Genomic DNA, 12,381 nt, shown 5'->3' with positions numbered 1-12,381 from the left:
GCGCGATGTCCGTGAACCTGACCAGGAAGACGATGGCCACCGCCGGCCTGTTGCTGGGCATGCTGCTCTCGGTCCTGGACCAGACCGTGGTGGCCATAGCGCTGCCCGCCATCGCCGAAGACCTGGGCGGCATGGACGCGATCGGCTGGATCGTCACCTCCTACGTCCTGGCCTCGACCGCGACCGGCGCCCTCTACGGCCGCGTCAGCGACCGCTTCGGCCGGCGCGCGGTGTTCCTGGTCGCGCTGGCCGTCTTCGCCGTAGGTTCCGCGCTGTCCGGCCTGGCCCAGACGACGCCCCACCTGATCGCGGCGAGGACGCTCCAGGGCATCGGAGCGGGCGCGTTGTTCGTGATCCCGGCGGTGGCCCTGTCCGAGCTGTATCCGCGTCACCTGCGCAGCCGCGTCCAGGGCTTCACCGGCGGCGTCTTCGCCCTGGCCAGCGTGGGCGGCCCGCCGGCGGGCGGGCTGATCACCGACGCCGCGGGCTGGCGCTGGATCTTCTACGTCAACCTGCCGCTCGCCGTGGTCGGCATGGCTCTGACCGGGTACGCGCTGCGCCTGCCCAAGCCGGATGCCGCGGGCGGGCTCGACCTCGCCGGAGCGCTGCTGATCGCGGGCACCGCCGTCAGCCTGCTGCTGGTGACCGAGTCGCCGGCGGGCGCGGGGGTGGCCTTCGCGGTGCTGCTGACGCTGTCGGTGTGGTGGCAGCGCCGCGCGCCCGACCCGATGCTGCCTCCCCGGCTGTTCGCCGTCCCGGCGCTGCGCGTGGTCCTGCCCGCCACCGCCCTGCTCGGCGCGCTGCTCGGCGGCTCGCTCGTCTACCTGCCCACGTTCTTGCAGGCCGCGTACGGGATGGGCGCGACCGCGGCGGGGCTGGCGCTCACGCCGTACGTCCTGACGTTCACGGCGGTGTCGTTCGTGGCGGGCGCCGGGGTCGGGACCCGGTTCAAGCCGTTCCTGCTGGCCGGGGCGTCGATCGTGGTCCTGGGGTTCGTGCTGCTGAGCCGGCTGGAACCCGGCACGCCCTATGCGCCGGCGGCCGTCACGCTCGGCGTGCTCGGCGCCGGGTTCGGGCTGCTGATGCAGAACCTGGTGGTCGTCGCGCAGAACGCCGCGGCCCCCGCCGACCTGGCCGCCACCACCTCGGCCACGATGACCGCGCGCGGCCTCGGCCTCTCGCTCGGCGTGGCCGCCTTCGGCAACCTGCTCACCCGCGAGCTCGAGAACAGCCCGCAGGCGACGGCCGCGGCCGTCCCCGAGGTCCTGGCCTGGGGGATACCGGCCGCCGTCGTCCTGGTCGCGCTCCTCGTGTTCCTGCCCCGCTAGATGCGCAGAAGGAACTCCGCCGTGTCCAGCAACCAGATCAGCCCCCACATCGCCACGACCCACAGATGACCGGATCCCCGCCCGGACCCACCCCAGGTCCGCATGTCCACCAGCCCCCTCGACGGTGCTATGCCTCCCAGTCTGTCGGGCAGCTCCCCCAAAAGCGCGGCATGTCGGGAAAAGTAATGAATGGCGGCAAGCCGAACACGTTCTCAGCCGGGGTTAACGCGTGGTTAACCGGCTCCCTCTACGGTGCCGGGCATGAACTGGAAGTACCGAGCGAACGCCACGCTCGAAGGCCTCACCGGGTACACGCTCTCGCGGGCCACCCGCGTGCCCCGTCCGGTACCCCCGCCGAAGCCGCACCCCGCGCTGGTACGGCTGCCGGACGACGAGGTCAGGAGCCCCGCCGACCCGGTGCACGACCGGCTGCTGCGGGCTCCGGTCTTCCTGTTCTCGTCGGTGCGCTCGGGCTCGACGCTACTGCGGGTCCTGCTCAACAGCCACTCGCTGATCCACTCCCCGATCGAGACGCACTTCCGCCGCGTGACGGCCGGCTTCCCCACCGATCCGGTACGGCAGGCCGTGGCCGCCCTCGGCCACACCCACAGCGACGTGGAGCACCTGATCTGGGACCGCCTCCTGCACCGGGAGCTGGCCCGCAGCGGCAAGCAGATCATGGTGGAGAAGACGCCGAGCAACGTCTTCGCCTGGCGGCGCATCGCCACCTGCTGGCCGGACGCCCGCTTCCTGTTCCTGCTGCGCCACCCGATGTCGATCGCGCAGTCCTGGCACGAGGCCGACCCGGACAACCGGCCGATGGACGAGGCGGTCAGCCGTACCCTCAACTACATGGTCTACCTGCAGGAGGCCCGCGAGCACCTGCCCGGGCTGACCGTCACCTACGAGGACCTGGTCGCCGAGCCGGGGCCGGTGCTGCGCAAGGTCTGCGACTTCCTGGAGGTCGCGTGGGAGCCGGCCATGCTGGAGTACGGCACGCGCGACCACGGCGGGTTCGTCAAGGGCATCGGCGACTGGCGGGACAAGATCCGCACCGGCAGCGTGGTCGAGGGGCGGCCGCTGCCGGCGCCGGACGAGGTGCCCGAGAAGCTCTGGGAGATCTGCCGCCGGTGGCGCTACCTGTGAGTTCGCCCGGGGTTCACGGGTCGTTGGCCCGGCGTTCCCCCACGGCCTCCAAGGTGTCCGACATGATCTCCGGGCCCTCTCGCCGCACCCTGCTCACCGGCGCCGTGGCCGCCCCCTTCCTGGGCGGCGCGGCCACTCACGCGAGCGCCGGACCGCCCGCGCGGCCGAACGTGGTGGTGGTCCTCGCCGACGACCTGGGCTGGGGCGAGGTCGGCTTCCAGGGGCAGCGCACGATCGCGACCCCGAACCTGGACCGGCTGGCGGCCGAGGGCGTGCGCTTCGAGGCGGCCTACTCGGGCGCGCCCCTGTGCGCCCCGTCGCGTTGCGCTCTGCTCACCGGGTTGCACGCCGGGCACGGAACGGTCAGGGAGAACCCGGAGGGCGGCCCCCAGCGCTCGCTCACCGACGCCGACCTGACGTTCGGCGGGATGATGCGGCTGGCCGGGTACGACACCGCGTGCATCGGCAAGTGGGGCTTCGGCCCCGACCTGCCCGGCCAGCCCTCGCACCCCAACGAGCGGGGCTTCGCGGAGTTCTTCGGCTTCATCGGGCACCGGGACGCGCACCGGTACTACCCGCGGCGGCTCTGGCACAACGACCGCACGGTGCCCCTGAACGGGCACTATTACGCGCCCGACCTGTTCAGAGAGCGGGCCGTGCGTTTCATCAAGAAGGAGCGCGAGCGGCCGTTCCTGCTCTACTACCCGACCACGCTGCCGCACTCGCCGAGCGTGGTGCCCGGCGGTGACGCGGGGCCGTACGAGGACCGGCCGTGGACCGGCCCGAACCGGCGGCACGCGGCGCAGGTCGGCCGGCTGGACGCGGACGTGGCCGCCCTGGTGCGGGCGCTGCGCGACAGCGGGCAGGCCGAGCGCACGGTGGTGCTGTTCACCAGCGACAACGGGCCGCACAGCGAGAAGGGCGTGACGCCCGCGCTGTTCGACTCCAACGGCCCCTTCCGCGGCGACAAGCGCGACCTGTACGAAGGCGGCATCCGGGTGCCGATGATCGCCTGGTCGCCGGGTGTGCGGGCGCGGGTGGAGCGGCGGCCGGTGGCGTTCTGGGACGTGCTGCCGACACTGGCCGACCTCGCCGGGATGCCGGTGCCCGAAGGGCTGGACGGGGTGTCGCTGCGCGGCGCGCTGACCGGGGCGGGGGTGCCGAAGCGGCGGCACCTGATCTGGAACCGGCCGCGCAAGATCCAGGCGATCCGGCGCGGGCGGTGGAAGGTGGTCAGGTTCGCGCCGGGCATCGCGGGGGCGGGGCCGCGCGGGCGGGTGGAGCTGTACGACCTGCGGGAGGACCCGGGCGAGCGGCGCGACCTCGCGGCCTCGCGGCCCGACCTGGTCGCGGACCTGCTGGCCGAACTCGACGGCGCGATCGGTCCCGACCCACGCCGGCCGTACGCGCCGCTCTAAGGCCCACAGCCCATCAGCCGGACTGGCGGATGGCGCGTGGGGCGGCGCCGAGCTCGCGGCGGCAGGCCTTGTTGAAGGCCTGCAGGTCGGCCAGGCCCACGGCGGCGGCCACCGCCGGGATCGGCAGCGTGGTCTCGCGCAGCAGGTGGCGGGCCTGCTCCAGGCGGCGACGCCGGATGTAGGCGACGACGGTGTCGCCGGTCTCGGCGCGGAACAGCCGGGTCAGGTGGTTGTGCGAGATGCCCGCGGCGCCCGCCACCTCGGGGATGGTCAGCGGCTGGGCCAGGTGTGACTCGATGTGCGCGATGGCCAGCCGCACCGCGGCGTGCGGGCCCTCCGACTCGGCCAGGCGGGCGACCCGCCACAGCACCGTCCAGGCCGCGGCGGCGGCCATCGCGGGCGTCGCGGGAGCGGCGGTGATCGCCTGGCGCAGCAGGTCGCGCAGGAACGGGGTGTCGGCGCCGGCGTCCTGCATCAGCGGCACCGTCACCGGCTCGCCCCGCTCGGGCAGGAGCAGGTGGGCGTAGAGGTGCTCGGAGCGGCCCTCGTAGAAGTACTGGACGAGCTCGCCGGGCGGGATCAGGCTCACCCGGCCCGGCCGGATCTCGTGGGTGCGGCCGCCGACGGTCAGCCGGGCGGAGTAGGAGTACAGGTGCAGCTGCCACAGGCCGCGCAGGCGGAAGATGTCGCGACGGCGGCCGACCCCGTGCACGCCCACCCCGGCGTTGGCCACCTCGGGCGGCGCGCCGAGGTGCGGGGTCACGCGGTCCATGGTGAGAATCTACCAGTAATGGTGAGCCAGACCCACGACCGAGCAGGGGCCGCGATCCTACGGTTGACGCATGGAAACCACTCTTCTCACCTCGGTGGAGGTGGCGCGGTTCGTGGCCCAGGGGTTCCTGCGGCTGGACGCCGCGGTGCCGGAGGAGCTCAACGCGGAGGCGATCGGCGTGCTCTCCGCGGGCATCCCCCCGGTCCCGTACGGCACGCCGCTGCCGCTGGCCTTCCCCGAGGGATCGTTCGCCCGCCGCCTGGTCGAGGTCCCCCGGGTGGCCGGCGCGCTGCGCAGCCTGGTCGGGCCGGATCCCACCGTCGACCACCACGCCGTGCACGTGCGCGAGCCCCAGGGCGGCAGCGCCCAGCCGCTGCACGGCGACGCCATCATCGACACCCGCGCCGACGCCTTCGACGTGCAGCTCATGTACTTCCCGCACGAGGTGAGCCCGGCCATGGGCGGCACGCTGCTGGTGCCCGGCAGCCACCTGCGGCGTACCAACGAGAGCGACACCGGCCGCTACCAGAACCTGCGCGGGCAGATCAGGCTGACCTGCCCGGCGGGCACCGTGCTGCTCCTGCACCACGGCATCTGGCACGGCGGCCGGCGCAACGACAGCGACGAGCGACGCTACATGTTCAAGATCCGCTTCAACCCCACGGTGCGGCAGGTGCGGCTCTGGGACACCGCCGGCCTGGACGACCCGGCCGTGGCGGAGGAGTTGTCCACGCGCTTCCCCTGGTACGAGCCCGCGACGGGCCGGCTGGAGGTCTACAACCGGGTCGCGATGTGGCGCGCGATGACCGGCTTCGACGGATTCGACGTCGACCACTGGGCCACCCGTGTCAGCAACCGCCCCCGGAGGATCGCGTGAAGCAGCAGGTTCTGGTTCTGTACCTGGCCACCTCGGCCCTGGACGCGCCCGTGGTCGGCTGGGCGTCCTACGACGGCACCGGGCGCACCACCCCGACGACGGGCGACGGCGACGAGCCGCCCTACGACAACGGGGTGGCGGCCCTGCGGGACGGCTGGCGGCTGTTCCAGGCCTCCCAGCTCATCCCGCCCTATCCCGGGCACGAGTACGACACGTCGTTCCTCAAGCACGAGTTCTTCTTCGAGAAGCTAGCGGACTAGCCGCGCGTCCCAGGGGACGAACTTGAAGTTGGTGTTCTCCCGCTCGCCGTCCGCCGGGGTGTTCTGCCCGTCGTGGACGACCAGCAGGCCCTCGCGGAACCGGCCGAGCGGCTCGCCGACCACCATCGCGCCGTCGCTGTGCTCGGTGGCGTCGATGCCCCGGCCGGTTCCGACGCGGAACGAGCCGACGTAGGCGTTGCGGCCCTCGCGGCGGTAGGCGGAGAAGGTGTTGTCGCCCTGGCTGGAGGCCAGCAGGTAGCCGGCGCCGCCCTTGCCGTACCAGATGGTCAGGCCCTCGGCGTCGGCGGCCAGGTGCTCGCCGCCGTGGCCGCGGTCCTCGCCGGGCAGGCACTCCTCGGTCTTGGGGTCGTAGGTGTCCTGCCGGCCGTACTCCTTGACCTTGTCGACCAGGACGGGCGCGCCGGACAGGTCGGCGGGCAGCCGCCAGATGCCGACGTCCTCCTGCGCGGCGTAGAGCACGTCCCGGCCGCGGTCGACGACCATGCCCTCGACCTGCGCCAGCTCGCCGGGCTCGCCGCACGGCCGCCAGCGGGAGCCGTCGGGCAGCTCGAACGCGCGGGGCAGGTCGAGGGTGCGCACCACCTTGTAGCTCACCCTGCCGCGGCGCTCGGTCAGCTTGGCCAGGCCGATCCGGGTCTGGTGGCGGCGGCTGACCAGCGCGTAGTCGCCGCCGCCGTCCTGCCAGGTGGCCAGGCCGTAGGCGGTGCGGGCCTCGTTGACCTCTTTCTGGTCCTTGTTGAAGACGTACGGCGCCGCCGGGTCGCTCACGTCGGTCAGGCGCAGCGTGACCGGGTCGATGGCGTAGAAGCGGAGCTGGTCGCGGCCCCGGTCGGAGACGACGGCCAGGTCCTTGCCGTGGAAGCCGTAGACGAGGTCGACGTTGTTGAAGCGGCCGGGCTCGTCGTCCTTGCCCGGCGCGGGCGGGGCGGCGAGGTGCTGGAGCTGCCTGCCGTCGAGGTCGTAGACGTAGAGGCCGCCTTCCTTGGCGGTGGCGATCACCAGGCTGCGCGCGGAGTTCTTCTTGTTGACCCAGATGGCGGGGTCGTCGCCGTTGGCGTTGCCGCCGGCCGCGTCGTCGAACAGGGCCGGCGTCTCGGCGACCGGGGTCGCCCGCGGCAGGTCGGCGGCCAGCGCGGGCGCCGCGCTGACGGCGACCAGCGCGAGGCTGAGCAGGAGGGTACGCATGCGCGGAGTGTGGCGTTCGCGCGGGAACGGCCGGTGAACGGCGGATGACGGCTAGAGGACGGCGTCGAGCAGGAGCGCTCCACCGCCGAGCAGCGCCGCGTCCTGCCCGGCGCGGGCGGGGGCGATCTCCAGTTCGCGGGTGGCCAGCGGCAGGCAGCGCTCGTAGACGGCGGCCCTGATCGAGGCGATGAGCGGCTCGGCCGCGGCCAGGCTGCCGCCGACGGCGATCACGTCGGGGTTGAAGAAGTTGACCAGGACGGTGAGCACCTCGCCGATCATGCGCCCGGCGGTGCGCACGAGGCTGGTGGCCTCGGGTACCGCGTCGTCCACCAGGCCGACGATGTCGGCGGGCCGCTCGACGGCGATGCCCGCCTCGGCCAGGGCCGCCTGGAGCGCGGCGCCGCTGGCGTAGGCCTCCAGGCAGTCGCGGTGGCCGCAGGCGCAGACGATCGAGGAGTCGGTGCGGACCCTGACGTGGCTGATGTCCCCGGCGGCGCCCCTGCCCCGGTGCAGGCGGCCGTTGACGACGACGCCGCAGCCGATGCCGGTCCCGGCCTTGAGGACCATGAGGTTGTCGGCGCCGGGCCAGGAACGGGCCTCGCCGACGGCCATGAGGTTGGCGTCGTTCTCCACCAGGACGGGCAGGTCGTAGCGGGCGCGCAGGTGGTCGGCGACGGGGAAGTTGTTCCAGCCGGGCATCCGCGAGGGGCCGACCACGCGTCCCGTGGCGGGGTCGACGGGGCCGGGGATGCCGGTGCCGACGCCGCGCAGCGGGACTCCCGGCGGCGCGTGCGTCTCCAGGAGGTCGTCGAAGGCGTCGGCCAGCCAGTCGAGGACCGCTTCCGGCCCAGCTGTTATGTCGGCTTCACGCTCCTGTACGGCCAGCGGCGTGCCACTGAGGTCGAGCAGGCCGAGCCGTACGTGATGGGCCCCGAGGTCGGCGACGGTGAGCACGCCCGCGCTCGGCGACAGCCTGAGCCGGCGGGGACGACGTCCGCCCCGCGAGGTGCCCGAGCCCTCTTCCACGAGCAGCCCGGCGTCACGCAGCTCCTCCACGCGCAGCGACACGCTGGAGGCCGCGAGGCCCGACAGGCGCGCCAGTTCCGCGCGTGATTCGGCCTGCCCGGTGGCGACGAGCCGCAGCAGGTCCCCCTGCGCCCCCGTCACCGGCAGTCGCTCTTTGCCAGACATGTGGAGATGAATACCACGGTTCGGCTTTGTTCGACAACGTGTTGACTTCGCATGAAATCATCTATTACGGTCCGCTCTATCTTCGATATCGAAGGAAGTAGCTGGATGATTCGGGCAAGAGGGCTGAACAAGTGGTTCGGCGAGCACCACGTGCTGCGGGACGTCGACCTCGACGTCGCGCGGGGCGAGGTCGTCGTGGTGGTCGGCCCGTCCGGGTCCGGCAAGTCCACGCTGTGCCGCTGCCTCAACCGGCTGGAGACCGTCCAGCGGGGCGAGGTCGTCATCGACGGCGTGCCCGCGCCCCTGGAGGGCCGCGAGCTGGCGAAGCTGCGGGCCGACGTGGGGATGGTGTTCCAGTCCTTCAACCTCTTCCAGCATATGAGCGTGCTGGACAACGTCACGCTCGCTCCGATGAAGGTGCGCGGCGCCGGCCGTGCCGACGCCGAGAAGACGGCGCGTGAACTGCTGGAGCGCGTCGGCATCGGCGCGCAGGCGGGCAAGCTGCCCGCCCAGTTGTCCGGCGGCCAGCAGCAGCGCGCGGCCATCGCCCGCGCGCTGGCCATGAGGCCCAAGGTCATGCTCTTCGACGAGCCCACCTCGGCGCTCGACCCCGAGATGGTCGGCGAGGTGCTCGACGTCATGACCGGGCTGGCCGCCGATGGCATGACCATGGTCGTGGTCACCCACGAGATGGGCTTCGCGCGCAAGGCCGCCGACCGTGTGGTGTTCATGGCCGACGGCCAGATCGTCGAACAGGGCGCTCCCGCGGCGTTCTTCGACTCCCCGCAGACGGACCGGGCCAGGGACTTCCTGGCCAAAGTACTGACTCACTAACGCAAGGGATGGTGTCCATGAGAAAGATGGTCGCTGTCGTCGCCGTGTCGCTGCTCGGCCTGGCCGCGTGTTCCAGCACCGGTGGCGGCTCGAACCCAGCCGTACCCGGGGAGGCCAAGCCCGCCGCGAGCGACCTGCTCGCGAAGGCGCCCGTCGCCGACGCCGCCGCGATCGTGCCCGGCTCGACGATGGACAAGATCAAGAAGCGCGGCGAGCTGCTCGTCGGCGGTTCCCTCGACGCGCCGCTGCTGTCGCAGGAGAACCCGGTCAGCGGCGAGGTCGAGGGCTTCGACGCCTCGATGGGCAAGGCACTGGCCAAGTACATCATCGGCGAGCCCAAGGTGAAGATCGTCAACTCGGCGTCGGAGACGCGTGAGGCGCTGATCGGCAACGGCACCGTGGACGTGGTCTTCCAGACGTACACGATCACGCCGGAGCGGGCCGAGCAGGTCGCCTTCGCCGGGCCGTACTACACCTCCGGGCTGTCGATCGCCGTCAAGAAGGGCGCCACCGGCATCGCCAAGCCCGAGGACCTCAACGGCAAGAAGGTCATCGCGGGCGCCAACACCCCGGCCATCGCGGCCATCAAGAAGCTGGCGCCGCAGGCCGAGATCATCACCTTCGGCTCCGACCCCGAGTGCATGCAGGCGCTCAAGCAGGACCGGGGCGTCGCCTACGTCCAGGACGAGACCCTGCTGGCGGCCAACGCGCAGAAGGACCCGACCGTCCAGGTGATCGGCAACCCCTTCACCGAGGACCCCTACGGCATCGGGCTCAAGCACGGCGACGAGCAGTTCAAGAAGTTCGTCAACGACTGGCTGAAGAAGATGCAGGACGCCGGGGTCTGGCAGCAGGCGTGGAAGGACTCCCTCGGCACCGTCGTCAAGGGTGAGGCCCCCGCGCCGCCGGCGATCGGCTCGGTGCCGGGTTCCTGATGTCCGTCCTCCTGGACCACCTGCCGGAGTTGTGGCAGGGCCTCCTCGTGACGCTCCAGCTCACCGTCGCGTCGTTCCTCGGCGCGGCGGTGCTCGGGGTACTGGTCACGGCGATGCGGGTGAGCCCGGTTCCCGTGTTGCGGGCGCTGGGCACCGCCTACGTCGAGACCTTTCAGAATCTGCCGTTGCTGGTGTTGCTCGTCCTGGTCTTCTTCGGACTGCCGGAGATCGGGATCAAGGGACCGCCGATGGCGACCGCGATCGTGGTGATCGCCGTCTACCAGGCCGCGTACATGGCCGAGGCGCTGCGTTCCGGCGTCAACTCCGTGTCCAAGGGCCAGGCTGAGGCGGCCCGCGCGCTCGGGCTGACCTTCGGCCAGTCGCTGCGGCTGGTCATCCTGCCCCAGGCGCTGCGCACGGTCGTGCAGCCGCTGGGCAACCTCACCATTCAGCTCATCATGTCCACCGCGCTGGCCGGGGCGATCAGCGTCGTCGACCTGACAGAGGCGGCCAAGCGGGTCAACCTCCAGGAGGCCCAGCCCATCGCGATCTTCGTGGGCTCCGGCCTCGCCTACGCGGCCATCGCCGCGGCGGTCGGCTTCGTCACCGGACGGCTGGAGCGGCGGCTGGTGATCGTGCGATGAGCACCGTGCTGTTCGACGAGCCGGGACCGCGCGCCAAACGCCGGATCCGGATCGCCACCGTCCTCGGCGTGCTGGCCACGCTGGCGCTGGCCGCGCTGGCCGTACGTCAGTTCGCCGCCAACGGGCAGCTCACGGCCGAACGCTGGCAGCCGTACGCCACCTGGCCCATGTGGCGGTACCTGCTCGACGGCCTGTGGTCGACGGCGCTCTCGGCCGTCGTCGCGGCGGCCCTGTCCATGGCGCTGGGCCTGCTGCTCGCGCTCGGCCGGCTGTCCTCGCGGCGCTGGCTGCGCGGCCCCGCCACCGCCTACATCGAGGTCGTGCGGACCATCCCCGCGCTGCTCCTCGTCTACGTCGTGCTGTTCGCGCTGCCCAAGTACGGCCTGGACCTGCCGCTGTTCTGGAAGCTCGTGGTCCCGCTCACGGTCTCCAACGCCGCCGCCTTCGCCGAGATCTTCCGCGCCGGCATCCTGTCCATCGAGCGCGGCCAGACCGAGGCGGGCCTGGCCGTCGGCCTCACCCGCGGCCAGACCCTGCGGATGATCGTGCTGCCCCAGGCGGCCCGCCGCGTCCTGCCGTCCATCGTCAGCCAGTCCGTCGGCCTGCTGAAGGACACCTCGCTCGGCTTCATCGTCAGCTACGGCGAGCTGTTCTACTCGGGCAAGGTCCTCGTCGCCTACAACGGCCTGCTCATCCAGACCTACATCGTGATCGCGCTCATCTACCTCGTGGTCAACGCCTCCCTGTCCAAGCTCGCCAGGGTTCTGGAGCGAAGGAGTTCCGCACGTGCCTGATTTCCCCGCACTCGCCGAGGTCGTCCGCTCCGGCTTCGTGGAAAGCGTCCACTACGGCAGCGCCGTCGGTCTCGGCCCCGACGGCCGCCCCGAGGTCGTGCTCGGGCCGGTGGACGCGCCGGTGCTGCCGCGTTCTTCGGCGAAGCCGTTCCAGGCGCTGGCCTGCCTGACCTCGGGCGCGGCCCTGCCGGGCGCGCGCCTGGCGATCGCCGCGGGCAGCCACACCGGCGAGGACTTCCACGTGCGGCTCGTCACCGAGCTTCTTGAGGAGTACGGCCTGCGCCCCGCCGACCTGCTCTGCCCCGAGGACTGGCCGGAGGACGAGGCGACCCGGCTGCGCCTGATCCGCGAGGGCGGAGCCAAGACCCGCGAGCGCATGAACTGCTCCGGCAAGCACGCCGCCATGCTGGCCGCCTCCGTGGCCAACGGCTGGGACACCGCCTCCTACCTCTCCCCCGGCCACCCGCTCCAGCTCGCGGTCCGCAGTGCCGTCGAGGAGCTGTCCGGGGAGAAGGCCACGGCGGTGGCCGTGGACGGGTGCGGGGCGCCGCTGTTCGGCATGTCGCTGGCCGGGCTGGCCCGCGCCGTGCGGGCCCTGGTCCTGGCCGCGCCCGGCACCGCGCCCCGGCAGGTGGCCGACGCGATGCGCGAGCACCCCGAGTACGTGGGCGGGACCGGGCACCAGAACACCGACCTGATGCGCGCCCTGCCCGGAGCCGTGGTGAAGGGCGGCGCGGAGGGCGTCCTGGTCGCGGCGCTCGCGTCGGGGCACACGGCCGCGGTCAAGGTCATCGACGGCAGCCCGCGGGCCACGTCGGCGATCGCCGTGTCGGTGCTGGCGCGGATGGGGTGCGACGTGTCGGGGGCGGAGTCCTTCACCCGGATCCCCGTCTTCGGCGGCGGAAGGCCGGTCGGCGAGATCCACGCCGTCTGACCGGCCCCGCCTCCACGCCCTTTACCGGCCCGCCTCCACGCT

At 72.4% G+C, this 12,381-nt stretch carries 13 protein-coding genes; 10 read left to right on the top strand and 3 right to left on the bottom strand.

The genetic code is table 11. From position 1 onward, the window contains the following. The first annotated feature begins 5 nt into the window (after positions 1-5). The 3 genes from ACIBI5_RS06100 to ACIBI5_RS06090 all read left to right on the top strand — a co-directional run bounded on the left by ACIBI5_RS06100 (position 6) and on the right by ACIBI5_RS06090 (position 3,892). Positions 6-1,328: an MFS transporter gene (locus tag ACIBI5_RS06100; RefSeq protein WP_397243647.1), complete on the top strand. Its 1,323-nt coding sequence runs from the start codon at positions 6-8 to the stop codon at positions 1,326-1,328. A gap of 261 nt (positions 1,329-1,589) precedes the next feature. After that, positions 1,590-2,474 (top strand): sulfotransferase family protein, encoded by an 885-nt coding sequence (locus tag ACIBI5_RS06095; RefSeq protein ID WP_397243645.1) that lies wholly within the window; start codon positions 1,590-1,592, stop codon positions 2,472-2,474. Between the two features lie 62 nt (positions 2,475-2,536). Further along, positions 2,537-3,892: an arylsulfatase gene (locus tag ACIBI5_RS06090; RefSeq protein ID WP_397243643.1), complete on the top strand. Its 1,356-nt coding sequence runs from the start codon at positions 2,537-2,539 to the stop codon at positions 3,890-3,892. 13 nt (positions 3,893-3,905) lie between these two features. On the opposite strand, the gene ACIBI5_RS06085 is transcribed toward ACIBI5_RS06090, so the two are convergent. Continuing rightward, entirely contained in the window at positions 3,906-4,664 is a 759-nt protein-coding gene (locus ACIBI5_RS06085) for a helix-turn-helix domain-containing protein (RefSeq protein ID WP_397243641.1), read from the bottom strand. 70 nt (positions 4,665-4,734) lie between these two features. On the opposite strand from ACIBI5_RS06085, the gene ACIBI5_RS06080 reads away from it, so the two are divergent. Beyond that, a complete protein-coding gene (locus ACIBI5_RS06080) occupies positions 4,735-5,541 on the top strand; it encodes a phytanoyl-CoA dioxygenase family protein (protein WP_397243639.1) in 807 nt (268 codons plus the stop codon). Next, a complete protein-coding gene (locus tag ACIBI5_RS06075) occupies positions 5,538-5,801 on the top strand; it encodes a hypothetical protein (RefSeq protein ID WP_397243637.1) in 264 nt (87 codons plus the stop codon). Before ACIBI5_RS06080 ends, ACIBI5_RS06075 begins: the two co-directional genes overlap by 4 nt. Here the strand turns inward: ACIBI5_RS06075 and ACIBI5_RS06070 are convergent. Then, positions 5,790-7,007 (bottom strand): phytase, encoded by a 1,218-nt coding sequence (locus ACIBI5_RS06070; protein ID WP_397243635.1) that lies wholly within the window; start codon positions 7,005-7,007, stop codon positions 5,790-5,792. The two genes, ACIBI5_RS06075 and ACIBI5_RS06070, sit on opposite strands and share 12 nt — an antisense overlap. Before the next feature lie 51 nt (positions 7,008-7,058). Continuing rightward, positions 7,059-8,198, bottom strand: a complete 1,140-nt coding sequence (locus ACIBI5_RS06065; protein ID WP_379617218.1) for an ROK family transcriptional regulator — start codon at positions 8,196-8,198, stop codon at positions 7,059-7,061. Between the two features lie 105 nt (positions 8,199-8,303). Here ACIBI5_RS06065 and ACIBI5_RS06060 point away from each other — a divergent pair, with 105 nt between their 5' ends. The 5 genes from ACIBI5_RS06060 to ACIBI5_RS06040 are packed head-to-tail and all read left to right on the top strand — an operon-like array spanning position 8,304 to position 12,339. Beyond that, on the top strand, positions 8,304-9,032 hold the full coding sequence (locus ACIBI5_RS06060) for an amino acid ABC transporter ATP-binding protein (protein WP_397243632.1): 729 nt from the start codon (positions 8,304-8,306) through the stop codon (positions 9,030-9,032). A 17-nt stretch (positions 9,033-9,049) separates the two neighbouring features. Next, a complete protein-coding gene (locus ACIBI5_RS06055; protein WP_397243630.1) occupies positions 9,050-9,967 on the top strand; it encodes a glutamate ABC transporter substrate-binding protein in 918 nt (305 codons plus the stop codon). Then, on the top strand, positions 9,967-10,611 hold the full coding sequence (locus ACIBI5_RS06050; protein WP_397243628.1) for an amino acid ABC transporter permease: 645 nt from the start codon (positions 9,967-9,969) through the stop codon (positions 10,609-10,611). The genes ACIBI5_RS06055 and ACIBI5_RS06050 overlap by 1 nt, the downstream gene beginning before the upstream one ends. Then, on the top strand, positions 10,608-11,405 hold the full coding sequence (locus ACIBI5_RS06045; RefSeq protein WP_397243626.1) for an amino acid ABC transporter permease: 798 nt from the start codon (positions 10,608-10,610) through the stop codon (positions 11,403-11,405). Before ACIBI5_RS06050 ends, ACIBI5_RS06045 begins: the two co-directional genes overlap by 4 nt. After that, a complete protein-coding gene (locus ACIBI5_RS06040; RefSeq protein WP_397243624.1) occupies positions 11,398-12,339 on the top strand; it encodes an asparaginase in 942 nt (313 codons plus the stop codon). Before ACIBI5_RS06045 ends, ACIBI5_RS06040 begins: the two co-directional genes overlap by 8 nt. Positions 12,340-12,381: the final 42 nt, after the last annotated feature.

Source organism: Nonomuraea sp. NPDC050540 (assembly GCF_044457485.1).
In the GTDB taxonomy this organism is placed as follows: Bacteria; Actinomycetota; Actinomycetes; order Streptosporangiales; family Streptosporangiaceae; genus Nonomuraea.
Note: the sequence above shows the minus strand (reverse complement) of the source record. Positions and strands in the feature narration are given on the sequence as shown.